Below are 26,255 nucleotides of genomic sequence, written 5' to 3' on the forward strand. Positions count from 1 at the left end.
ATTTTACAAAAGAGCATGAAAAAATCTTTACTATTAAAAATTGTATCGGTTATTCTTGTCGTAGTTGGTTTTATCGGTGCCGCAAGTGCGCAGGTAACTACTTCATCTATGACGGGTACAATAAAGGATGCAACAGAGTCTTTACCTGGTGCTGGGATAAAGGCAACCCATACACCAACTGGGACAGTTTACACTACAACTACTAACAATGATGGTAGATTTACTATCCCAAATGCGAGAGTTGGTGGTCCATACAAACTGGAAATCAGTTTTGTTGGTTACCAAACAAAAACTGTTGAGGATGTGTATTTGAAGTTAGGAGAAGCATCTGTTATAAATATTGTTCTTGATAACAGTGTTAATACCTTGAAGGATGTTGTTATCACTGGTACGACTTCAGGAAATAAATCTAAAACAGGTTCTGCAACGTCAATTTCTAAAAAACAAATAGAAGAATTGCCTGCAATCTCTAGAAGTTTAACTGATTTAACAAGGTTAACACCACAATCGAGTTCTGCTGGAAATGGGTTTTCATTTGCAGGAAGAAATGCATTGTTTAATTCATTGACTTTGGACGGTGCTCAGATGAATAACGTATTTGGTCTTTCTTCTTTGCCTGGTGGGCAAACTGGAGCGCAACCGTTTACTTTAGATGCGTTAGAAGAGCTTCAAATTAACTTGGCTCCTTATGACGTGAAACAAAGTGGTTTTACTGGTGCAGGCGTTAACGCTGTAACTAAATCTGGAACAAATAAATTTTCTGGATCTATTTATACTTATTACAAAGATCAGAACTTGCAAGGTTATAAAGTAGGAGATTTTACCGTACCTAAGGATGCTGGCGCTTCTTTCATCAACAAACAATTTGGTTTCAGATTTGGCGGTCCTATTGTAAAGAACAAGTTGTTCTTTTTTGTTAATGGAGAAATGAGTAGGAGAGCTGCTCCATTCTCTACAATTCAAGTGAACCGTGGAACAACTGGTACTGGTATCTCTAGAGTAACGTATAATGATATGTTAACCGTGAAAAATCTTGTTGCTTCAAGATTTGGGTATGATGCTGGAGAAATAGATAATTATAGTAACCTTACAGAAGCAGATAATTTAACTGCAAGATTAGATTGGAACATTAGTAACTCTCAAAAACTTACAATTAGATATAATTACCTAAACTCTTTTGATGATAAATCTCCAAGTGGTTCAGGTGCAAGGGTTGGAAGGGGGCCTAGTTTGACTTCCATGATTTTTTCAAATCTTCGTTATAAACAATATAACAACTTAAAGTCGATAACTGCTGAGTTAAATTCGAGATTTGGAAGTAAATTTGCTAACAATCTACAATTGATTTATTCTGGATTTAGAGATTACAGAGAGCAAAATGGTGGAGCGTTCCCGTTAGTTGATATAGAGGACGGTGCAAATGGAAACTATATTTCTTTAGGTGCAGAACCATTTAGTGGTTTAAATAGATTAAATCAAGATATCTATACGTTGAATAACAACTTTAATATTTTTGCTGGTAACCATACTATTACCATTGGAGGTACGGTTGGATATCAAAAGTTTGCTAATGCATTCGCACAATTCTATAGTGGACAATTTAGATATAGAAGTCTTTCTGATTTCATAGCTGCTGCTAATGGAAATACATCTATTGTTCCACTTCAATATCAGTTGACTTACTCTGCTGATCCTAACAATCCAACACCTTATGCTACTTTCAGTCAAATGCCATTGGCTGCTTATGTACAAGATGAATGGTATGTAAAGCCGAATTTTAAGTTGTCTTACGGACTTAGGGTAGATGCGCCTATTTATACAGCGGATATTCCTTCTAATCCGCTAGTTACCGCTATGAGTTTTAGAGACGGTGAAAAGTTAGACGTGGGTAAGTTGCCGAAAACTCAATTTTTATTTTCTCCACGTTTAGGATTTAACTGGGACGTTTTTAACAATACAAACTTAATTGTTAGAGGTGGTTCGGGTATATTTACTGGAGCATCGACAGGAGTTTGGTTAACTAATCAAGCTGGAAATACTGGATTAATGTTTGGACAAGATTTTTTAACAAATCCTACGAACCGTCCTTTTAATCCTAATCCGTCTGCTTATATTCCATCAAATGTTAGCATCCCTTCAACATTTGCAATTAATTTAACGTCACCTGACTTTAAATTGCCTCAGATATGGAGATCTAGCTTGGCTGTTGATTATAAACTTCCAGGTGGTATCTTGGGTACTCTTGAAGGTATGTACACTAATTCTATTAACGAAGTGTATCACAGGAATGCGAATTTAGTTAACTCGGCAGCTAGTTATTCTGGCGCTGGAGATACTCGTCCGTATTTTCCAGGTGTATCTACAGGTGCAAATTCAAATGCTGGTCCTAACAGGGTTAATTCTACTATTACTAATGCAATCGTGTTAGATAATACTTCATTGGGATATGCTTACAATGTAACGGCTCAACTTCAAAAGAGATTTGGAGAAATTGCAAACGTAATGGTTGCTTATACTAGAAGTGATGCAAGAGATATTACTTCAAATCCTGGTTCACAAGCTAATTCAGCATTTTCGGGTAATCCAGTTGTGGGAGATCCTAACAAACCTGTTTTAGCTTACAGTAGTTTTGTAGTTAAAAATAGAGTAATAGCATCTGTTAATTTTAATGTTAAATTAATCCCGAATTCTCCAACATCTATTGGTTTGATTTATGAAGGATCTCCTTATGGTGATGGATTCGGAAATACTAGGTTTTCTTACCAAGTTTCAGGTGACGTAAATGCTGATGGAAATTCTAACGACCTAATGTACGTACCAAGAGATATTAATGATATTCAATTACAAGCTATTACTGGGGCTAATCCTATGACTGTACAAGCTCAATGGGATAGGTTGAATAGTTACATTGAGCAAGATGAGTATTTACGTACTAGAAGAGGACAATATGCTGAGAGGAATGGTGCAGAATATCCTTGGGCTAATCGTTTTGATATTAGATTTATGCAAGAAATTAGAACTATTTTTGGAAAAGAAAATGGAAATAGATTTCAGTTTAGCGTAGATATTATCAACTTTGGTAACTTATTGAATAAAAACTGGGGAATTACAAAAGTACCTTCGTTAACAACTCCGGTAGTTTATCAAGGTAGGGACGCCGCAACTAATAGACCTAAATATACTTTGAATACGAATTTAGGAAATTCAACATTTAGAGATAACACAAATTTTGGATCTAGATATCAAATTCAAGTAGGAGCTAGATATTCTTTCAACTAATCTGTAAATAGTACAATAAAATATCTAAATCCCCAAGCAATCGCTTGGGGATTTTTTCGTTTATAGCTAACTTAGAAAAAACCTTTAACCCCAAAACCATGGACCAGAAAATAATCAACCTTTACGATTCTTATACGCACAGTCAAATTAGTCGTAAGGATTTTATGAAGAAGCTAGCTATTTTAACCGGGAGTACGGCATTAGCTTTAACCATCTTGCCAAGTTTAGAAAGTAACTATGCCTCAGCAGCGACGGTTAAAGACAGCGAAGTATTTAGTGAAGAAATCACTTTTCCTGGAATAGAAGGAGATATGAAAGGTTTGTTCGCCATGCCGAAAGGAAATAAAAAGAAGTTGGGTACGGTAGTAGTTATTCATGAAAACAGGGGTTTAACTCCGCATATTAAAGATGTAACTAAGCGGGTAGCGTTAGCTGGTTTTGTTGCGCTTGGGGTAGATGCTCTTTCGCCATTTGGCGGTACACCAGAAGATGAAAACAAAGGTAGGGAGTTAATTGGTAAACTGGATGCAGATAAAAACTTGCAAAATTATTTAAAGGCACTTGATTTTTTGAGAACGCACAAGTATGGTAATGGAAAAACAGGCTGTGTAGGTTTTTGCTGGGGTGGGGCAATGGCTAATAAATTAGCAGTAAACGATCCTCAGCTAAATGCTGCAGTAGCTTATTACGGTTCGCAAGCAAAAGCAGAGGATGTACCTAAAATTAAAGCCAGCCTGTTATTGCAATATGGAGGACTGGATGAACGTATCAACGCCGGTATCCCAGCTTATGAAGAGGCTTTGAAAGCTAATCATATCGATTATCAATTGTATATATATGAAGGTGTGAACCACGCTTTTAATAACGATACAGCACCTACGAGATATAATGAAGCTGCAGCTAAACTAGCTTGGCAACGAACAATTGATCTGTTTAAGAAGAAGTTGGGTTAAAATAGAATCGTCGTCATTTCGACTGCAGCGAAGCGGAACGGAGAAATCTTTGAATTTAAATTTTATAGTTACATTTTTCAAAGATCTCTCCATAAAGTCGAGATGACGGAGATAGAGTCTAATTATAAACAAACTCCCCAAATTCGCTTTGTATCGTTACTTGCTTACCATTCTCCGCATTTTCTACGCGACCGATAATTTGTGCATCAATGTTGAAGCTTTTCGAAATAGCAATGATATCTTCTGCAATTTCTGCTGGCACATAAAGCTCCATTCTATGTCCCATATTAAATACTTTGTACATTTCTTTCCAATCGGTGCCAGATTGCTCCTGTATCAATTTAAATAGGGGAGGAAGTGAAAATAGATTATCTTTAATTACGTGTACATCTTCATTAACGAAGTGTAGTACTTTAGTTTGTGCACCACCACTGCAATGAACAATACCATCAATTTGACTACGATATTTATCTAAAATTTGTTTAATCACGGGAGCATAAGTACGCGTTGGAGATAATACCAATTTGCCCGCAGTTACGCTTTCTGAATCGTTAATTTGTACTAAATCGGTCAGCTGCTTGCCACCAGAAAATACCAAGTCAAAAGGAACGCCAGGGTCAAAGCTTTCTGGGTATTTGTTGGCGATAGATTTTTCGAAAACATCATGACGAGCAGAAGTTAAGCCATTAGAGCCCATACCTCCATTGTATTCACTTTCGTAAGTAGCTTTTCCATAAGATGCTAAACCAACTACTACATTGCCAGCTTTGATGTTGTCGTTGCTGATTACCTCATCACGTTTCATACGGCAGGTAACGGTGCTGTCTACGATGATGGTACGTACCAAATCACCAACATCTGCAGTTTCGCCTCCAGTAGAGTAAATTGAAATGCCCAGTTCTCTAAGTTCTGCTAAAATTTCTTCTGTTCCGTTAATGATGGCAGCAATTACCTCACCTGGAATTAAGTTTTTGTTACGGCCAATAGTAGATGATAGCAAGATTTGATCAGTAGCGCCAACGCAAATCAAATCATCGATGTTCATAATGATGGCATCTTGCGCAATACCTTTCCAAACTGATAAATCTCCAGTTTCTTTCCAATAGGTATAAGCTAATGACGATTTGGTACCAGCACCATCGGCATGCATGATATTGCAAAAATCAGGATCATTGCCCAATATATCTGGAATGATTTTGCAGAATGCTTTAGGGAAAATTCCTTTGTCGATGTTTTTGATGGCTGCATGTACATCTTCTTTAGATGCAGACACGCCACGTTGGTTGTACCTATTGTCGCTCATAATTGCTGCAAAGATAGGTTTTTAAGCCGAAAGGATAAAGCTGAAAGCGCAAAGAAATAGCTAAGATTTAAGGTGTTTTATTTTTAGAAAAGCAGAGTCAGAAGTAGTTTTATTGTTAGTCGGGCTTTACGTTTTAATCTTTTTGTTAAAGTTACAGCTGCGCAAGACTTCGTAAGTTTAATTTTTGTTGTTTATTGTTCTTCAATGCTGAAATTGATGGCTTCGCCGTTTAAAAACTTACGAAGTCTGAGATTTAGCGCAACAAAAAGTATTACCACTTCAATCCCGTTTAGTTAACTAGGGTTTTTGCAAGTAAACCGAACATAGTAGCATTTTCGGTTGTGTAGTAAACCCGATTGCAGCGGAAATACTTTTGCAGGGGTTAAACCTCATAGGTTTGAAAGGCATTAAGTAGAGCAAACCTATGAGGTTTTATTGTAGGGCAAAAGATTACAGCAGAAAGCGGGGTTGACTTTGATTTCAAGATTGATTTTGTTTTTCAAAAAAATAAAGAATAACAGATGCTTCGACCACCTGTTCAGATTTATAGATTTGATAAACAAAAAAGGTGCAAAGTAAACCTTGCACCTTCATATTTAGGAAAAATTTGCTTCTTATTTTAAGAATAATAGTTCTCTTAATTTAGGCAATGGCCATACGCTATCGTCAACAATTTGCTCTAATTTGTCAACATTGTAACGGATAGTGTCAAAGTAAACTTTTACTTTTTCGTCGTAACCGATTGCTTTTTCGCGGGTATCTTCTTCTTTGTTCACTACTTTACGTTCTTCTAGCATTTTGTCGATGCTGGTTTTAACGATTGATAAGTGACTAGACAGTTTCTCGATAATTGCCAATGGCGTAGCTAAGGCTTCTTTGCTTAAGCCAAGTTCCTTTAATCCTTTAGCGTTCTCGATTAATGAGTTTTGGTAAGCAATAACCGCTGGAATAATTTGGCTATTTGCTACATCGCCCATTACACGAGCCTCGATTTGAAGTTTTTTGTAGAAGTTCTCCAACAAAATTTCGTGACGAGCATGTAGTTCGCGTTTGCTGAATACATTGGTTCTAGTGAAAAGTTCTTCAGTTTTCTCGCTAACATAAGCATCAAGTGCTTTAGGTGTAGTTTTGATGTTAGATAAACCGCGTTTTTCTGCCTCTTCTGCCCACTCATCGCTGTAGCCATTACCTTCAAAACGGATAGCTTTAGATTCTTTGATGTAACGTTTGATAACTGTCATTAAAGCAACGTCTTTTTTGTCGCCTTTTTTAATCAATTTATCTACATCTATCTTAAATTTATTTAACTGGTCTGCAACGATAGCGTTTAATACAGTCATTGGAGCAGAAGAGTTAGCTGTAGAACCTACCGCTCTTAACTCGAATTTGTTACCAGTAAAGGCAAAAGGAGAAGTACGGTTACGGTCGGTGTTATCTAATAAGATTTGAGGGATTTTAGGGATGCCTAACCATAAAGAGTTATCCTCTTTTAGTTTTTTGCTTAAGCGTGAGTGCTCAATTTCATCCAAAATCTCATCTAATTGTTGACCTAAGAAGATAGAAATGATTGCTGGCGGAGCTTCGTTAGCACCTAAACGGTGGTCGTTGCTTACTGATGCAATACTTGCTCTTAATAAATCTGCATGCTCATGAACAGCTTTAATCGTGTTAACGAAGAAAGTTAAGAACATTAAGTTGTTTTTAGGCGTTTTGCCTGGTGCTAATAAGTTTTTACCAGTATCAGTAATTAACGACCAGTTATTGTGTTTACCAGAACCGTTGATGCCTGCGTATGGTTTCTCGTGCAATAATACTTTAAAGTTGTGACGACGAGCAACTTTTTCCATTACGTCCATCAACAATTGGTTGTGGTCGATGGCCAAGTTGATTTCTTCGTAAATAGGCGCACATTCAAATTGAGAAGGAGCTACCTCGTTGTGGCGAGTTTTTAAAGGAATACCTAATTTCAAGGCTTCGTTTTCGAAATCTACCATGTAAGCAAATACACGCTCCGGAATAGAACCAAAGTAGTGATCTTCTAATTGTTGTCCTTTTGCAGACATGTGGCCAAATAAAGCACGACCAGTTAATACTAAATCTGGACGAGCGTTAAATAAAGCTAAGTCTACTAAGAAATATTCTTGTTCGATACCTAGAGATGCATTTACTTTAGATATGCTTTTGTCGAAAAATTGGCAAACGTCAACGGCTGCTTTATCAATAGCAGAAAGTGCTTTCAATAAAGGTGCTTTATAATCTAAAGCTTCACCTGTGTAGGCAACAAATACAGTTGGGATACAAAGTGTTTTACCAGCAGAGTTTTCCATAATGAAAGCTGGAGAAGAAGGATCCCAAGCAGTGTAACCACGAGCTTCGAAAGTGTTACGGATACCACCGTTAGGGAAACTTGAAGCATCTGGTTCTTGTTGTACCAAAGCACTACCCGCAAAACGCTCAATAGCGCCATCACCACTTGGCTCAAAGAAAGCATCGTGTTTCTCTGCAGTTGAACCTGTTAATGGTTGAAACCAGTGCGTATAGTGAGTTACGCCCTTTTCCATAGCCCAAGCTTTCATGGCTGCTGCAATTTGATTTGCATCGTCATGATTAATTAATTCACCCTGGTTAATCGAAGAAATTAGTTTTTCGAAAACATCTTTAGAAAGATATTCTCTCATCTTCTTTTTGTCGAAAACGTTCAGGCCGTAGAATTCTGAAATTTTGGCAGATGGTGAAGTTATTTCAGGGATTTCTCTGGTTTGTGCTTCTTTTAGTGCTATGGTTCTTAAGCTTTTCATTGATTTGTTTAAATTTTTATTCAAAAATATAATATTTTGTGATTTTTAGTGAAATTTTTATCAAAAAACTGATAAAAAATATTTTTTAATGCTAAAATTTTACTTTTTGTATGCTTTTTTAGCTTTGTTGAGTGATTTATTGTCTTGAAATATTTTTTATGGATTTTTATGTAAAGCCGCATCATAGCTAAAAAAACCTTATAGCTATGTTTAATAAATCATCAAATTTATACGGCGGCGAGTGGCTCGCTCTCGTATTTGCAAACAGAAATCAACAATATGGTGCTTACGAATTGAGAAAGCAATCATCGAACACTTTACTGAAGGCTTTTCTTATTGCAGCGCCAATATTTGTAAGTGCGTTTGTAGGGCCGTCCATTGTAGCTGCTTTTAAAGGAGATAAGGTAGTAATAGATGACCAAGTAACTACCATCGTAAATTTTGATAATAAGATTCACGAAATAGTAAAGCCTAAGCCAGAAGAAGCAAAACCTGCAGAAGCTAAGGCGCAAGAAGAAGTAGCTCCAAAGGTAATAGCTCCAAAAGTTAAAACGGTGGGCTTAACAGATAACATAAAAGTAGTAAAGGATGATTTGGTTACGCTGCAACCGCCAACCTCTGATGAAATAAAAGATGCCGTAATTGGAAGTAAGACTCAAGATGGTTTAGCTGGTAAAGGAAATGCCGATTTAGGTTCTGGAGTTGCTGGGCCAGGCGAAGGAATTGGTGCTGGCGGTAATGGAACGGGAGGAAATGATGTGAAAGATTTATCTGGTGTAGATGTTTACCCAGAATTTCCAGGCGGAATGGAAGGTTGGGCTAAATACATCCAAAGAAATTTAAGATATCCCAGTATGGCTCAAGATGAAGGGATAGGAGGAAAAGTTTTTTTAAGTTTTGTAGTGGAAAAAGATGGTACCATTACCGATGTTAAGGTAACTAGAGGTATTGGTTATGGTTTAGATGAAGAAGCGATGCGTGTAATTAAAAAATCGCCTCGTTGGAAAGCAGGTATGCAAAATAATTTGCCAGTAAGGGTACGTTACAATATGCCTATCAATTATACCATTAGTAACTAGTTTTAGATTAATATTGATTTGTGTGGGCGATGAAAGAAATTTCATCGCTTTTTTGTTTTGACACATTTACGTAGTTTTACAAATCATGTACCTATAAATATTAATGCTTTATATTTTAAATAGAGAGAGCTGGCTAGCTGAAATTAAACTCACTAGAAGAATGTTGCTTAATGAGCAGGAGGTGATAGTAGATGCCCTTGCTAAAGTTTATGCTTGCGAGCCAGTATATTTCATATTTAAACGTAAAGATAAAATCATCATTAGTTTTATAGCATTTACTAAAGGACAGCGGCTTTTTCAGCCTATCCATTTTTTTTATTCTGCCTTTTGGGTTGATTCGGGATTATCTGATAGGGTATATGCAGCTAGTTTATTTGAATTTATAGAAGAATTAAAGAAGAGATATAAGAACATCCATATCACTTTACCAATTGAAATAAAAGATATTCGTCCGTTTTTGTGGCAAGGATTCTCTGTAGAAAATAGATATACTTACTTAAAGCAAACTAACGAGTTGAGCTATGGTAAATATATGGAGCGTAAGTTGGGCAAAGCAGAAGAGCTTCCTCTAAAATTTGTTGAAGAGAAAATTGATGCTGCAGCTATTGATTTAAATTTAGGCCTGCTTAAAAAATTGAGTTTTAGTAAAACTTCTTTAAAGGATATAAAAGAATTGCTAAAATCTTTAAGTAGCACTACATATTTAGTAAGTTTTAATGTCTATTTAGATGAAAAGCTCTTAATTTCCGATATTTTATTGAAGGATGAAGAACACCACCTTATTTATGAAATACTAAAGAACAGCTTAAAAGGAGAGGATAATATCCAAAGCATCGCCTATCATCGTTTATTTCAATATTATGCAAAAGAAGGTTTTAGCGTAATTGATTTGATGGGTGCAGACATGCAATCTATATCAAAGTTTAAAGCTGGATTTAATCCAACGCTTACACCACATTTTGTTGTAAAATATAGTTGGGTTAAAAATGCCACGAGTAAACTCAAAACAAGTGCGAAAACTATAGTTAAAGGTTTAATAAGATAGTTTTATGAAAAATGTTGGTTATACCACATTTGAAATTGTAGCAGTAGCCACAGTTTTCTTGCATCACCACCATTAGGGTTCATGTAGAATCTATTCTTAATCTTAAATACTTCCACAATGTCGAAAAAACGATGTTTGTCTAATTGTTCTGGAGAAAGATATTGCTCTAAATAAGGCCTGTAAATAGTGCTCATCCATTCTACAATAGGGATACTGAAACCTTTTTTAGGTCTATCCATTAGTTTTTTTGGGATATATTGATGGGTGATGTTTTTTAGTAGATATTTAAGATTCCCATCCTTTATAAACCATTTATCTTCTATTGTTTTTAATAGATCAACCAAATCGGTTTTTAGCATGGCATCACGGTTATCTATTCCGTAATGCATGGTTATTCGGTCAGACTTGAGCAGCAAGTCATTCGGCAAGTAGTTCTCTTGGTCAAATATTAATAGCGATTTAATACTATCTGATGAGTTATTGGTCAGAGAAATTTTTACTTCTTTATTTAATAATTTGCTTATTTCGTTTGCAGGATAGAAAGAGGCTAAAGATTCGTAGACTCCCGTTAAACTTTCAGCAAAAAGTATTTCTTTTAATTTATTCTTTCTGTCTTTTGAAAGCCCAATAGCGAGTTTTTTAATAAAATTAGGTAGCTGCTTAGATTTTTGGTGCAACCAGATTGCTCTCTTGTAATTTGTATATCCAGCAAAAAGCTCATCGCCACCTTCGGCACCAAGCAATACGCTAATATCTTCTTTTGCAATTTGACTAACTAAAAATGCTAGCGGTACAGCTCCGCTATCCCCCATTGGCTCATCGAAAATATCTGGCATTTTTTCCAGCATATTTATCGCACCTGCATCATCTATATAATATTCGCTATGGTTGGTGTTGAGGTGTTTGGCAATGGCATTTGCTGCTGGTGCTTCATCTAAGGTCTTATCTTTAAAACCTAATGTGAAGGTTCGTAGCTTTTTTGCCTGATTTTTCTGGAGAATGGCAGCAACTGTTGCGCTATCGTAACCGCCACTTAACATTACACCAATATTTACATCAGCTACATTACGTCTCAATACAGATTCTGTTAGTAGCTCGTGTACCTTTTCTGTTATTTCTGCTTCGCTATTGGTTGGCTTGTGTAGAAGAGTTGCGTTTTCGAACTTGCTTTCTAAAAAATTGCCACTGTTTAAATCGATGATGAAATAGTGCTGCTTTTTGAAACTGAAAATATTCTCAAATATGGTTTCATTTCCTTCAAAATAACCTTTGCGCAAATACCCTGCTAAGGCTCTGGTATTGGTTTGTTTTACTATTGGATAGCAAAGCATTCCTTTTAGTTCGGAAGCAAAAGCAAAGAAATTTTTATCCTTAAAGAAATATAAAGGTTTTACGCCCATCGTATCTCTTGCCAAGAATAGCTGCTTCTGTTTTCTATCTAATATAGCAAAAGCAAAGGCTCCGTCTATTTTTTCAAATAACTGATGTCCCCACTTTTTATAACATTCTATCAGTACTTCTGTATCAGAAAGCGTATTGAAGGTGATACCGTATTTAATTAAAGTAGCCCTAAGTTCGAGGTAATTATATATCGTTCCGTTGAAAGTAATAGTGTAGTTGCCGCAGGCAGAGGTGAACGGCTGTAATCCATTATTAGAACGGTCTATCGTAGCAAGGCGTTCGTTCGCTAAACCTACATTATACCTTTCATGTGGTTCGTAGATATGCCCATTGCCATTGCCTCCACGATGACGTAGCGCCGTTGATGCATTAAGTAAATTTTGCTCACTTATTGATTGCTGATAGTCAATAAACCCCGTAATCCCACACATTATTTCATCAGATATATTTTACCAGTGTTTTGTTTAAAGAAAGCGTCGGTTGTTGTTCTTCTATGTTTAATTTCTGATTTGTCATTGTTCTCTACAGTCACTTTGTAGAAGTAAACTCCATTTGCAAGTCTATCTCCATACATATCTGTGCCATCCCAAGTAAAATCGGAGATGTTATTTCCAATTCTGATGTTCCCTAATTCTTCTTTGAAAATCTCACGAACAATTTTTCCTGTAACCGTCATGATTTGCACTTTAATTTTATCAGGCACTTTATCTCCTGTTAAGGTAAATACAAATTTCATTGCAGTGGTAAAAGGATTTGGATAAGGATAGAAATGGGTAATTGCAGATTCGTTGATTACTTCGAAATCTATGGTGTAATTATTTGATGCGTTGATATTTCCTGAGGCATCTTTAGCTTCAACCATTAAAGTGTAAATGCCATCTGCCAATTTGCTAGGTTTGTAAGCCACACTAGCTTTGTTGTTATTGGTAGAGTTGGCAGGAGTGAAGTCTAAGAGGCCAGAAGAATAGGCAATCCTTTTATAACTGCCGTTTTCTGTTTTTAGGTTGATATTTAAAGCGGTAGTGTCACTTAATAATATAAACGAATTTTCGTCGGTGAGGTTAATCATGATATTGGGTTGAGGAGCCACGATTTCACCATTCATAATATGTTTTCCATCGAAAGCTACATCAACAATAGGCTCCTTATTATCTCTTGTCACCGTAAAATTTTGTTGTATGAAGTTGTTGAACGCATAACTATCGAGATTGTTGATTGGCGTAAAATCTAATTTCAATAAATTGCTTCCTCTTAAACCTAAAGTTGGAACTTTTACTTTAAACGTGGTATTTGCACCAGCGGCTAATTCTTCTAATTTTCCAGCTTTAACTTTCACAATGCTTCTGTCTGATTTTGTTAAAGTGTAATAAACATGTACCGAATCTGATTTGTATTTAGATAGGTTTTGAAAACCAATATCCCATTTTACACTGTCGCCTTCTTGTATAGTGCCTTTATAAAAATCGTAAGTTATTTCTGGATTGATTGTTACTTCAGGCATTTCATCGTAAATAAATCTCCACTTTAATATTTGCGGAGGTGTTTTGTCTATCCTGTCGGTAAAGTTTGCTCTGATTGACATTCTTGGATATGTTTTTGCATCGTATCCACTTAAATCTACAGTGTTTGATGGTAAATTAGTTTGAAGGACTTGCATTGTGCCGTTACTAGTATAACCTAAAAGATCATAAGTTGTTTGGTCGTTTGCCTCTGCTTTAACTTCGTAACGAGCATTACTCCATTTTGTAGCTGGACCAGCTTGCTCTGTGATGTAGTTTCCTGCGCTAAGTGGGTAGGGGTAAACCTTATCAAACCTGATTTGTTGATCTCTAGGAGATCGAATACCCCCATATTCTGCCATCACTTCTGTAGCACTTCCAGGAGCTGCGCCTTTCTCGCCCCAAAACATATATGGTTCGCCCGCACCAATATTGCCAATATTTACCACTCCAACCTGAAGAAAGGAATCTTTAACAGTTTGAGATAAGGCCGAAAGATTAATACCACGACCATTGAAGCCCATGACATAGTAACCATTTGGAATTCGATTTAAATGTGCAGCTAAACTATCTGCTTCTATAGGGTTGTTGATGTTAAATACAAATTGTCCGCTATAATAGGATGGAACTCTATCTTCATTTCGAAAATTATAAAAAGAAGCGTAATTGTATGGTATAAGGTCTAAAGGATTTAATGCAATTATAGTAAAGCCAACAAATTCGGAAGATAGAAAACCTAACCTACCTCCTGGGGCTGCTCGGTAAGTTCTCTCATCTGTAGTTGGGGCGTCGTCTCCTCTGGTTTGGATAGTAGTAGAGAAGGCAGTTTTGCCAAACTCGAGTAATTTGGTAGCGTTGTTAAAAGCTAAACCATTTAATGTTCCATTTAAGTATTGGTTGTAACGAGATTGGTCCCAACCATCTGGACTATCTTGTATGTAGGTAAATGAACTTTCTTGCCAGCCGCCGCCTTTGTCAACATCTACATTTAAGCGTACTCTCCAGAAATAAACTTGTTCGTTATTCGTCAGTAAATTTGGTCGCCATTTGGGGATAAGACCAGCTGTTAAATTAGTGGTTTTATGCCAAGGGCTGTCGAAGGTTTTTACCGTGTCTATTTCAAATATATAATTGGCATCTTTTGTTAACAAGTCATTAGACTGGCCAACTAATTCTATATCTGTTTTTGCAACTATTGCATATTTTTTAGGATATAAAACACTAACTCCATTTGAAGCCATAAAATACTCAAATGTTGCGGTGTTGTTTGTTTTCGAAATCTCATCAAATTCTCCTTCTGGGTCTAAAGAAACTGTAAATTTATTTATTCCAGCAGAGCTGATGTCATTAGTTTCTACTTTGAAATAGAGCGTGTCGGTATTAAAAACTGGTTTGGTGAAAGTTTTAGTAGGATATGAAATAATCGTATTGTTTGGAAGCGTTTGAGACATGGAGACTTTTAATGGCTGGTTTACAGCTTTCGCTAAGTTCTTCGCCACAATTGCCACATCAAACGAAGTGCTGAGTGCAGTTACATTTGAAGGCGACATAAATAAATCTTGGTTCTCTACCGCAAAATCAGGTTTTTCGGGTGTATAGAATTTTAATGCAGGGTCTCCTTGAAATGTATATTGGGTGGTGTGCATTATATTGATAATGTCGATGAAGTTTTGATATTGGTTTTTGGTCAATTTTAATGCTTCTGCAATAGAAATTCCAAAATTAGTAGTGAATACTTTCTGGTAAAAAATTGAACTGAAGTTAGTTAGGTAACTAGCTACACCTTCGCTTGATGTGCCAATCCATCCCACTGCACCTTTTTCTGGGTAAAACATGTGTTTTTCTCCCAAAGAAGGAGGTGTGATGTAGGTATTGCCGGTAGTACATCCATTAACCAAATAAGTCAAGAGCCTATCGCCGTTATTTAAATCCTCTGGCAGACCAAAGTCAATTTCCGTTGCTTGGTGTGCTCCGTGTCCAAGAAACGAAAGCAGAGACGCTCCTTTATTGATTTCGCTAATAATCTGTTGTTTTTGATTGGCACTTACCGGCATGGTCACATTTTTTTGAAAATTAACCGTATCAGCTCCAAATGGGTCAGCTTTAGCCATATTGTACATATTAGCCTGATAGCCTGCCCATGATAAGTTTTCTGAAAGATTGTTGCCACCACTAATGTGTATAAACTTTTTGCGCCACAATCCATTGGTGTACGATTCGTAGCGCTTTAACTTTTGCAGGTAAATTTCTACCTCTGCATTCGTTTTTGCTCCAATCCTTCCTGTTGCAATTGCTGGTGCTAAACTTGTTGTGTTAATTCTGGCAGTTAGTAAGTCATCAGAAGGCGGAGAACCATAAGTGGGTACCAAATCATCATTTAATGTGCCTGCAGCTCTAATCAAATGATTTTCCAAACCTTTGCCAAGTAACAACAAGTATTGAGGTTTAGTATTTGCGTATTGAAGAAGGTACTTTGCAAAGTTTCTAATAGCAAAAGGATGATGTACGCCATAGAAAAACTGGTCGTACAGTTGGTCTGTGGTCACTAAAAATGATTTGTAATTTCCCTGATTTCTATAGGCTGCATAGTTTTGAGCGCTAGGTAACAAAGATTTATGCGTTACTATAATAAAGTTTTTGTCAAATGTAGTTGGTGATAAATTAAGCATTTCTACTTTAGACAATGCCGGCGAAATGAAAGCAGCACTATCTATCAGAAACAAGCTTCTAGTTTGAGTATTGTTAGAGAGAACAAACTCCGCATTACTGCCATTAATTTCTCCAACAATTCTTTGATTAGCACTTACATCCCATATCAAAGGCTTCGTTTTATTGTTGTTGGAGAAGTTTAAGTACCTATTTTGAGCACTACCAATTAAAGAAAAATCAAGGTTTGTACTGCTCTGCAAGTCGACGGTGCGAGGGTAGGTGATTTTAGCATAGGATACAGCCTGATAATCTGTGCCATTTACACCTAGGTTCAAATCATCAATAGATTGATAGTTTATAGTTGTATTTGCTCCAATTTCATTAGCTGCTAAAGTAAAAGTAGTTCTAGCAATATCGTAACCAGAAAATAGGGTGTCTTTTTTAATGAATGTATTACTGCCATTATTCACGCTAATGCGCAAGTGGTGGTTTATCCTATTTGGCTGCGGTGTTTCTGAATCAGACCGGCCAGCAACATAGGTTTCAAATTTGATAGTAGGTGCGCCAGTGCCATTATAGAGGTTTGGAGTAGAAAGTGTTCTGTTCTGCTGCTGACCCCTACCATAAGCATTTCCCATAAATCCTTCTCCAATTTGATAATCAGAAAGGCTCATGTGTGCAATAATATATCTGCCTTGATAAAAGGTTTCGGGATATATGCCCAAACTCTCTTGGATAATATGCGTTTCTGGCGACAAACCAGTTTTTGCAGCTTTAAAGTTTTTAACTCTCTTACCTAAAGTATTTGTGTTAAAAGTTAGGAAGTAGGCGGCAGTATCAGTAAATAAACTATAATAGTTATGCGGTTGGCTGTTGGCTTCTGGATAAAGTTCCTTATCTAAAGTACCATCATTGGGTTCTCCATAAAACTCAATAAAATCATTAGGGTCAAATGTATTGTCAGTTTCACCTTGTATATAAATGGCAACCTCTTTTCCATTTTTAAACAGTTGAAAATACTTAGGGTTGATACTGCTAAGCGCAGGTATTTGCTGGCTCAGGGTTGAATGATTTAGCCTGTAAATGCCTTTTTGAGCTACCTTTATTTTATAATAAGATTGATTGGTATTTATCCAGTCATTCCCAAAAGGAGTTTGCCCGAAAAGACTTAAGCAGCAAATAGTTAATAGGGTAGATATGTAAATGCGCAACATAGATTCAAACATACAAATAATTCCAATTAAATGGTGGTTTTTAGAGCCTTGTATCAAAGGATTTTTTACTTTTACCCTTCTGTTTTTATGAGCGATTTGAAAAAAGTTTTATTTCTTCCAGGATGGTATCCAAACAAAAGCGATAATGCGGTTGGCTCATTTATCATGAATCATGCGGAGGCTGTTAGTGCTGAACTGAAAGTTGATGTGCTACATGTTTGTGGTGATGAAGACTCGAAAAAAATATACAATTTCGAAAAATCAAGTGTTAACGGGATTGATACTTATGTGCTATATTATCGAAAATCTAAGTCGAAGCATGTTTTTGCTCAGTTTTTAAAAGGCATATTGTATTTTGTTGGACAGTTTTATGCTTATCATAAATATCGACAACTTAATTCGAGACCTACTTTTTTTCATGTTCATGTATTAACGAGGGCTGCAATTCTGCCTTATACTCTTAAATTTTTTGGAAGTAATATTAGTTATTTTATTACAGAGCACTGGTCTAGGTATTTGCCACAAGACAACTCCTACCAAGGTTTTTTCAGAAAACTGATTACAACGTCTGTTGTTAAAAAATCTAGTGGGATAACTGCTGTTTCCGAAAATTTGAAATTTCACATGAACCGTCATGGTTTAGCACATCGCAATTTCAAAGTAATCTCTAATGTAACTCGAGATTTGTTTTTCGAAAATATGGAAGGACAGGGGCAGCTTGTAAATCACTTTGTACATGTTTCTAATTTTGCGGCAAATTGTAAAAACGTAAAAGGTATTCTTCAATCATTTAAGTTGTTAAGAGATGAAGGTTATTTATTCTCGTTAACAATGGTGGGAGATGGTGATGATTTTGAACTAGCAAAAGCCTCTGCATACGGACTTGAAAACGTGGATTTTACTGGGTTTCTTTATAATAATGATGTTGTAAGCGAAATGAGGAAAGCAACAGCGTTGATTCTGTTTAGTAACTACGAAAACCAACCTGTAGTAATTACTGAGAGTTTGAGCTTAGGTGTACCCGTTGTAGCTACTGCTGTTGGCGGAATTCCAGAAATGATTGATGAAAGCAATGGGATTTTAGTGCAACCTAACGATGTAGATGCGTTATCGAAAGCAATAAAACAAATCATTATCGGAGAAAAGAAGTTTGATCGCAACAAGATCAAAGAAGAAGCTGCCCGAAAATTTAAATCAGAGGTTGTTGCTCAGCAGCTTATAGCATTTTACCGTGACGGTGGGGTTGATATATAATCTTGTCAGACTGAGCTTGTCGAAGTCTTTAGTAGAACATTTCGACAAGCTCAATGTGACAAGTAAGATATTTAATGTCAATAATTATTTCTGGTGTTTTTCCACCCATTCTCTAGCATTTACAAAAGCTTCCATCCAAGGAGAAACTTCATCTTTTCTATCTGCTGGATAGTTTGCCCAGTGCCATTGGAACAATGAACGCTCAATGTGAGGCATCATTACCAAGTGTCTGCCTGTTTCGTCGCAAAGCATTGCGGTGTTAAAACCAGAGCCATTTGGATTGGCAGGATATTGCTCGTAACCATATTTGGCAACTATATCGTAACTGGTTTCTTCGTAAGGGAATTGGAATTTACCTTCGCCATGTGATACCCAAACACCTAAAGTGTTGCCTGCTAAAGTGGATAACATCACAGATTTGTTTTCCTGGATAGTCAATGAAGTGAAGATACTTTCATGTTTATGGCTATCGTTGTGCAACATTTTGGGTTTTACTTCGTGATTTTTGTTGATTAAACCTAGCTCCACGAATAATTGGCAACCATTACAAATACCTACTGATAAAGTATCTTCTCTGTTAAAGAAGTTTTCTAGTGCTACACGAGCCTTCTCGTTGTATAAAAATGCTCCGGCCCAGCCTTTAGCAGATCCTAAAACATCAGAATTTGAGAAACCACCAACGGCGCCAATAAACTGAATATCTTCCAAAGTTTCTCTGCCAGAAATCAAATCCGTCATGTGAACATCTTTCACGTCGAAACCTGCCAAATACATCGCGTTAGCTACTTCACGTTCCGAGTTACTTCCCTTTTCACGTAAAATTGCTGCTTTCGGACGAGGTTTGCTCGCATCAATTACAGGTTTTTTGCCGTCAAACTGTGCCGGGAAGTTGAATTTTAACGGTTGGTTTTTATAATTATCAAAACGTTCTTTCGCCTTTACTTCACCACTTTGTTTGCGATCTAGCAAGTAAGAAGTTTTATACCAAACATCACGTAAGTGGTTAATATCGAAAGAATAATCGTTATCGTTGTTTACTACATTTAATGTGGCAGTGTTGCTCACCGAACCAATTTTTTTAAAAGCTACACCTTTATCATTTAAGATAGCTTCAATACTTTCATCAGCTTGGAAAACCAAAGCAATATTTTCAGCAAATAATACTTTTAAAGCATCAGCTTCACCTAAGCTAGACAAATCGATGTTTGCACCTAAATTCTGATCTGCAAAACACAATTCTAAAAGCGTAGTAATTAAACCACCGCTACCAATATCGTGACCAGCTTTTATTTTACCAGCTTTAATTAATCCCTGTACTGCATTGAAAGCCGTGCTAAATTTCGCAGCATCTTTCACATCCGGAGTTTCGTTGCCAACTTTATTTAAAACCTGTGCAAAAGAAGAACCACCTAATTTATAAGTATCGTTACTTAGATTGATATAATATATGTTACCACCATCTTTTTGTAAAACTGGCTCAACAACCTGAGTAATGTCGTTACAGTTACCAGCCGCAGAAATAATTACCGTTCCAGGCGCAATTACATCGCCATCTTTGTATTTCTGTTTCATCGAAAGCGAATCTTTTCCCGTTGGGATATTGATTCCTAATTCGATGGCAAATGCAGAACAAGCTTCTACAGCTTCGTATAAACGAGCATCTTCACCTTCGTTTTTACAAGCCCACATCCAGTTGGCCGAAAGTGAAACGCTTTTTAAGTTATCTTTTAATGGAGCCCAAACTAGGTTAGATAGCGATTCTGCAATGGCAATTCTACTTCCAGCAGCAGCATCAATCAAAGCAGAAACAGGCGCATGACCAACAGAAGTGGCAATACCTTCTTTACCTTGAAAATCTAAGGCCATTACACCCACATTGTTCAATGGTAATTGCAACGGACCAGCGCATTGTTGTTTCGCCACTCTACCACCAACACATCTATCAACCTTGTTTGTTAACCAATCTTTACAAGCTACGGCCTCTAATTGAAGTACCTGCTCTAAATATTCATTGATTTTATTTTGATCGTAAGCTACCGCTTCATAATTACGGTCAACGGTTTTGTCGTCCATAATCATTTTTGGCGAGCTGCCGAACATATCGCTTAAAGCCAAATCCATTGGTTTAGCACCAGTAGTAGCCGATTCGAAAGTAAAACGATGATCGCCGGTTACTTTGCCAACAGTGTACATTGGCGAACGCTCACGATCTGCAATTTTTTGTAAGGTAGCTGTGTGCTCCTCGCTAATCACCAAGCCCATGCGTTCTTGCGACTCGTTGCCGATAATCTCTTTTGCAGAAAGGGTAGGATCGCCAACTGGTAATTTATCTAAATCTATTTTACCACCAGTAGCTTCTACTAGCTCAGAAAGACAGTTTAAGTGACCGCCTGCACCATGATCGTGGATAGAAACGATGGTATTGTGATCACTTTCTACCATAGCACGAACCGCATTCGCAGCACGTTTTTGCATTTCTGGGTTAGAACGTTGTATTGCATTTAGCTCAATACCCGAACCATGCTGACCAGTATCTGCAGATGAAACAGCAGCGCCGCCCATACCAATACGGTAGTTCTCGCCACCTAAAACCACAATGTTATCGCCAGTTTTTGGCTCTTGTTTTTTAGCTTGTTCTAGTTTTCCGTAACCGATACCACCAGCCAACATAATCACTTTGTCGAAACCTAATTTACGGTCGTGTTCTTCGTGTTCGAAAGTTAATACAGAACCTGTAATTAACGGTTGACCGAATTTATTTCCAAAATCAGAAGCTCCGTTAGAAGCTTTGATCAAAATATCCATCGGTGTTTGGTATAACCATTTACGTTCTTCAACACCTTTTTCCCAAGCTCTACCTTCTTCCAATCGAGAAAGGGCAGTCATGTAAACCGCAGTTCCAGCCAAAGGCAAAGAGCCTTGTCCACCCGCTAAACGGTCTCTAATTTCACCACCCGAACCTGTAGCAGCTCCGTTAAATGGCTCTACTGTAGTTGGAAAATTATGTGTTTCGGCTTTGATAGAAATTACCGAGTCAAAATCTTTAGTTTCGTAAAACGATGGCACATCTGGCTTTGAAGGTGCAAATTGTTGCACTCTCGGGCCTTTTACAAAAGCAACATTATCTTTATAAGCAGAAACGATATCGTTAGGGTGTGTTTCTGATGTTTTCTTAATCAATTTAAAAAGAGAAGTAGGCTTTGCCTCGCCGTCAATCACAAAAGTACCATTGAAGATTTTGTGACGGCAGTGCTCTGAATTCACTTGAGAGAAACCAAAAACTTCCGAATCTGTCAGAGGTCTTCCTAACTTATCCGCTAACCCTTTTAGGTAATCAACTTCTTCATCACTTAAAGATAAACCTTCTTGCTTGTTGTAGGCAGCAATGTCGGTAATCTCTAAAATCGCCTCAGGTTGAATATTGATGGTAAAAATATCTTGATTTAAACTGCTGTATTTCTGAGAAAGCATAGGGTCAAATGCTGAAAACCCTTCGGCCACTTTTTTAAATTCCTCAATTCTAATGATGCCATCAAGCGTCATGTTTTGAGTAATTTCTACTGCGTTGGTACTCCAAGGAGTAATCATTGCCGCACGTGGACCAACAAAAAAACCTGTTAAAGAACTTTCGGTGCTCAATTTAGCTCCGCCGAAAAGCCATTCTAATTTTTCTGTATCAGTTGGGGATAAGGTTTGACTTGTTTGTAAAACAAAAACCTCGTCAGATTGACCTAAAAAGAAATGAATCATGCTTATTTTTTGAAGACGCAAATTTAGGTTTTTTTAGCCGAAAAAGGTAATGGTTTTTGGGTTTAATTTATGTTTAAATTAATATTTGCCATTATAAGCTTCATAGTCTTTTTGCCTGCCTAGCTCCTTGTATAAATTCAAAAGTTTATTGTACGAATTAATAGCTCCAGATTTGTGGTCATCAACCGCCGATTTCCAATATTTTTCGGCATTTGCGTAATCTTTTTTATCGTAGTAGGATTGGCCTAACGGATCTTTGACGTATACATTCTCTGCGTCCATACTTAAATATTTAATAGCATCGTCGTACTGTTTTAATTTAAGATAAGCAGATCCCAAAGCATAAACCATTTCTATGTGGCCTTTATCTACCAAGGGTTTTGCATACTTAATTACATCATCATATTTTTCGTCTCTCAAACTTATGTTAGCAAGGTATTGGGCTGCAAACGTGTTTCCTTTCTCGAAAGATTTGATGTAAACAGCTTTTGCTTTTTCAGGTTGATGCTCATTCGCATATAGCAACGCCAGCTTATTTGTCGCAGTTGTGTCGCCTTCTTCAATAGCCAGTTCGTAATGTTTAATCGCTTCCGTGATGTTGTCTTCTTTATAATATTTGTCAGCCTTGTCTATATTGTTTGTGTTACAGCTCTGTAAGCCGAAGGTTACTGCGGTAAGGGCTAAAAATATGGTTCGTTTTAAGTTTTTCATTGTGTTTTGTTTTTAGGTATGTATAAAAATAAAGATAAAAGATTTGTTTAATTATTTAATTTGAAACGCAAGTTGCAACAATTATTAACGTTAGTCCCGCTTTACACTGTAGCCCTCGTTCGAAACGCTCTCTCGGGGCTGTCGTTGCAATCGGGGTTATAAAACCTAAGGCGGTACAATTTTTAGCAAACTGTATGGTATTGCCAAAAGAAGCATTGCCTTCATCATACAAACCCGATTTTAAAGCAGGGTAGTACTATCCAATGTAAACTGACATTGTTTTCAAAGTCTTTTCTATGCAAAAAACACATTTATTAATAGCTGTGTTTTATATTTATCTCATCTTTGTAATTGTATTTACATCCGCTAATTATGTTCAATCGTATCCATCACATTGCAATTATTTGTAGCAATTACGAAATTTCTAAAGATTTTTATGTGAATAAGTTGGGTTTTGAAGTTTTGGCTGAAATTTATCGGGAAGAGCGGAAATCGTATAAACTAGATTTGGCTGTTAATGGTATTTACCAGATAGAACTTTTTTCTTTTCCAGATCCAACAGATCGCCCATCTAGACCAGAAGCAGCTGGATTAAGGCATTTAGCTTTTGAAGTTGATGATGTGGCCGAAGTTGTAAGGGGTTTGAATGTAAAGGGGATTATTACAGAACCAATTAGGATTGACGAGTTCACTGGAAAACAATTTACTTTTTTTACAGATCCTGATAGATTGCCTTTAGAATTGTACGAAAAATGAGTTCAGTTTTCAAATTCAAACAATTCGAGGTAGATCAGGATGGTTGCGCCATGAAAATAAATACCGATGGCGTTTTATTGGCGGCTTTGACAGAAAGCCACATTCCTAAAAAGATTTTAGATATTGGTACAGGAACAGGGGTGCTAGCTTTAATGATGGCCCAACGTTTTCCAGAAGCTGAAGTTCATGCAGTAGAAATTGACGAACAAGCTTCAATAACTGCTGGACGAAATTTTGAGAATTCAGTTTTCAGTAAGCAATTATCAGTTATCAATACGGCGATTGAACAATTTAATACTGCTGAAAAGTTTGATTTAATTATCAGTAATCCTCCATTTTTTATAAACGATTTAAGAAATACAGAAGAGAAAAAAGGAATTGCCAGACATGCAAGTGAACAGTTTTTTGCCAGCTTGTTGGTGAAAGTAAATGCTGTTTTAGCAGATGATGGGAATTTTTGGTTCATTTTGCCAGTTAAACAAGCAGCGTTGTTGATTGAAAATGCTAAGCAATTGGAAATGTATGCTTCAGAAATCATTCAATTGCATTCTGATATTTCTAAACCTGCCTTTAGGTATATTGTTAATTTAAATCGAGCTAAAGCTGAAACAATCATCAATCATTTTTACATTTATGAAAGTGAAAAAATATACACTAATGAGTATAAACTGTTGTTGAAAGATTTCTTTTTGGGGTATTAGCAAGCGATAATGTGTATTTTAGGCGAAAATCTAAAAACTTAATTACATGAAGCTTTTCGTACTAATTTCCTCATTGCTTACGACTGTTGCATTTTCTGTGCAAGCGCAGAAAAACTCTAAAACAACAGATCAAATTCCTAGTATAGATTCGGTTTTAAACCAAGTGCTAAAAGATCAGCATATTGCAGGTTTTGCTGTGGCAATTGTAAAAGGCGATGAAGTGATTTATAGTAAGGGTTTTGGCTACCGCGATATAGAAAATAAAAAACCAGTTACACCAAATACGCTTTTTGCAATTGGCTCAAGTTCTAAAGCTTTTACCTCATCTCTAGTGGGGTTATTAGAAAAGGAAGGTAAGTTAAAGCTGGACGATAAGGCAACTAGCCTATTGCCACAATTGAGCTTTTACAATGCTGAAATGAACAATCAAATTACTGTACGTGATTTAATGGCGCATAGAACAGGATTGTCTAGGTATGATTATTCATGGCTTTTGTTTAATACCGCTAACCGAGACAGTATTATTAGCAGAGTTAAATACATGAAACCAACTTCTGGAGTGCGTGAAAAATGGTATTACAACAATTTTATGTTTTTGGCGCAAGGTATGATTGTAGAAAAAATAAGTGGTAAAACTTGGGAGCAGAACATCAAGGAAAAATTCTTTATTCCTTTAGAGATGACTCGCTCTAACACAGATATTAAACAATTTGAAAATGATTCTGATGCTGCTTTGCCTTATGTTACGATAGATAGTACAAATAAAAAAATAGATTACTACAATATCAATGGGATGGGACCGGCGGGTAGCATCAATAGTAGTGTGAACGATATGGCCAATTGGTTGAAAGTTTGGATAAGTGGTGGTAATTTTAAAGGTAAAAATATACTGCCTTCTAGTTATGTGGGCGAGGCGGCAAGCTCCCAAATGGTGATGGATGGTGGATTGCCGAAAGGCCGCAAAGATATTTACATATCTAATTATGGATTAGGTTGGATGTTGAGCTCTTACAGAGGTTATTATGAAGTGGAACATGGTGGTAATATCAACGGTTTTTCAGCCAGCGTTGCTTTTTACCCAACAGAAAAGCTGGGAGTGGTTGTTTTAACTAACCAAAATAACTCGCAAGTGCCAGACGTGGTGAGGAATTCTATAGTTGATAGACTTTTTCAATTAAAGCCAATAGATTGGAATGGTGATGCAAAAAAGGCGGCTGAGGCTGTTAGCAAAAATAATAAGTCTAAAAAGAAGGAGAAAAACATTGTTCCCAATACCACTCCTTCACACCAGCTTAAAGATTATGTTGGTGATTTTGAAACGCCAGCTTATGGAGTTGTGAGTGTAACCAACGAAAAGAACGGATTGTATGCCCAAGCAGGCAATAATAGATTGTATCTTAAGCATGTTCATTTTGATGTGTTTGAGCCCAAAGACGTTAATAAGAAGGGGGTTGTAGATACATCTTCAAGTGAGAACTTATTCAATTTTTTTAGTGATAATAAAGGTAAAATAAGCGGACTTACTATTCAGCTGGATCCAGACAAAGAGCCGGTGTTGTTTACATATAAGCCGAAAATTAAAGTTTTAGATATTAAACTGTTGCAGAGCTATGTTGGGGATTACGAATTAGGAAAAACAATAATAAAAGTATACCTAAAAGCAAATACATTATTTGTTGCTGTACCTGGGCAACCAGATTACGAAACATTAGTGGTAGATGATCATACATTTGATATCAAAGTATTAAAAGGTTATAGCGTGAAATTTGAAATTTTACCTTCTAGAAAAGTTGCATCTCTGTCATTTATACAGCCTAACGGAACGTTTGTGGCTGAGCGAAAAATAAACTAATCAATTATAAG

14 protein-coding genes are annotated in these 26,255 nt (G+C 36.7%); 8 read left to right on the plus strand and 6 right to left on the minus strand.

Annotated elements, in window-relative coordinates; all coding sequences use genetic code 11:
- The first annotated feature begins 15 nt into the window (after nt 1–15).
- Together CRO54_RS01390 and CRO54_RS01395 are read left to right on the plus strand one after the other, a co-directional pair.
- Nucleotides 16–3,279 (plus strand): TonB-dependent receptor, encoded by a 3,264-nt coding sequence (locus CRO54_RS01390; protein ID WP_097127837.1) that lies wholly within the window; start codon nt 16–18, stop codon nt 3,277–3,279.
- A 98-nt stretch (nt 3,280–3,377) separates the two neighbouring features.
- Entirely contained in the window at nt 3,378–4,232 is an 855-nt protein-coding gene (locus CRO54_RS01395; RefSeq protein WP_097127841.1) for a dienelactone hydrolase family protein, read from the plus strand.
- A 118-nt stretch (nt 4,233–4,350) separates the two neighbouring features.
- Here the strand turns inward: CRO54_RS01395 and CRO54_RS01400 are convergent, their stop codons facing one another.
- Complete coding sequence (locus tag CRO54_RS01400) at nt 4,351–5,535, minus strand: AIR synthase related protein (RefSeq protein ID WP_097127843.1); 1,185 nt, start codon at nt 5,533–5,535, stop codon at nt 4,351–4,353.
- A gap of 614 nt (nt 5,536–6,149) precedes the next feature.
- On the minus strand, nt 6,150–8,333 hold the full coding sequence (locus tag CRO54_RS01405; protein WP_097127845.1) for a glutamine synthetase III family protein: 2,184 nt from the start codon (nt 8,331–8,333) through the stop codon (nt 6,150–6,152).
- 206 nt (nt 8,334–8,539) lie between these two features.
- On the opposite strand from CRO54_RS01405, the gene CRO54_RS01410 reads away from it, so the two are divergent.
- Together CRO54_RS01410 and CRO54_RS01415 are read left to right on the plus strand one after the other, a co-directional pair.
- A complete protein-coding gene (locus CRO54_RS01410) occupies nt 8,540–9,412 on the plus strand; it encodes an energy transducer TonB (RefSeq protein ID WP_097127848.1) in 873 nt (290 codons plus the stop codon).
- 103 nt (nt 9,413–9,515) lie between these two features.
- Nucleotides 9,516–10,457 (plus strand): hypothetical protein, encoded by a 942-nt coding sequence (locus CRO54_RS01415; protein WP_097127850.1) that lies wholly within the window; start codon nt 9,516–9,518, stop codon nt 10,455–10,457.
- Between the two features lie 2 nt (nt 10,458–10,459).
- Here the strand turns inward: CRO54_RS01415 and asnB are convergent, their stop codons facing one another.
- Nucleotides 10,460–12,289, minus strand: coding sequence for an asparagine synthase (glutamine-hydrolyzing) (gene asnB / locus CRO54_RS01420; RefSeq protein WP_097127853.1), 1,830 nt, complete (start codon nt 12,287–12,289; stop codon nt 10,460–10,462).
- Nucleotides 12,289–17,232: a putative type IX secretion system sortase PorU2 gene (gene porU2, locus CRO54_RS01425; RefSeq protein ID WP_097127855.1), complete on the minus strand. Its 4,944-nt coding sequence runs from the start codon at nt 17,230–17,232 to the stop codon at nt 12,289–12,291. The genes asnB and porU2 overlap by 1 nt, the downstream gene beginning before the upstream one ends.
- A 75-nt stretch (nt 17,233–17,307) precedes the next feature.
- Here porU2 and CRO54_RS01430 point away from each other — a divergent pair, with 75 nt between their 5' ends.
- The gene (locus tag CRO54_RS01430; RefSeq protein WP_171047797.1) at nt 17,308–18,474 is read left to right on the plus strand and encodes a glycosyltransferase; all 1,167 of its coding nucleotides are present in this window, start codon (nt 17,308–17,310) and stop codon (nt 18,472–18,474) included.
- Nucleotides 18,475–18,558: 84 nt separating this feature from the next.
- Here the strand turns inward: CRO54_RS01430 and purL are convergent, their stop codons facing one another.
- Nucleotides 18,559–22,224, minus strand: coding sequence for a phosphoribosylformylglycinamidine synthase (gene purL, locus CRO54_RS01435; protein WP_097127859.1), 3,666 nt, complete (start codon nt 22,222–22,224; stop codon nt 18,559–18,561).
- A gap of 78 nt (nt 22,225–22,302) precedes the next feature.
- Entirely contained in the window at nt 22,303–22,935 is a 633-nt protein-coding gene (locus CRO54_RS01440) for a tetratricopeptide repeat protein (protein ID WP_097127862.1), read from the minus strand.
- A gap of 372 nt (nt 22,936–23,307) precedes the next feature.
- Between CRO54_RS01440 and gloA2 the strand changes: the two genes are divergently transcribed.
- From gloA2 to CRO54_RS01455, 3 genes are read left to right on the plus strand one after another with little or no spacing between them, the layout of a single operon-like run.
- On the plus strand, nt 23,308–23,691 hold the full coding sequence (gloA2, locus tag CRO54_RS01445) for an SMU1112c/YaeR family gloxylase I-like metalloprotein (RefSeq protein ID WP_205943930.1): 384 nt from the start codon (nt 23,308–23,310) through the stop codon (nt 23,689–23,691).
- On the plus strand, nt 23,688–24,392 hold the full coding sequence (locus CRO54_RS01450; protein WP_097127864.1) for a tRNA1(Val) (adenine(37)-N6)-methyltransferase: 705 nt from the start codon (nt 23,688–23,690) through the stop codon (nt 24,390–24,392). Before gloA2 ends, CRO54_RS01450 begins: the two co-directional genes overlap by 4 nt.
- Before the next feature lie 46 nt (nt 24,393–24,438).
- On the plus strand, nt 24,439–26,244 hold the full coding sequence (locus CRO54_RS01455; protein ID WP_097127866.1) for a serine hydrolase: 1,806 nt from the start codon (nt 24,439–24,441) through the stop codon (nt 26,242–26,244).
- Nucleotides 26,245–26,255: the final 11 nt, after the last annotated feature.

Origin of the sequence: Pedobacter xixiisoli, from assembly GCF_900215335.1 — a bacterium.
GTDB lineage: Bacteria > Bacteroidota > Bacteroidia > Sphingobacteriales > Sphingobacteriaceae > Pedobacter > Pedobacter xixiisoli.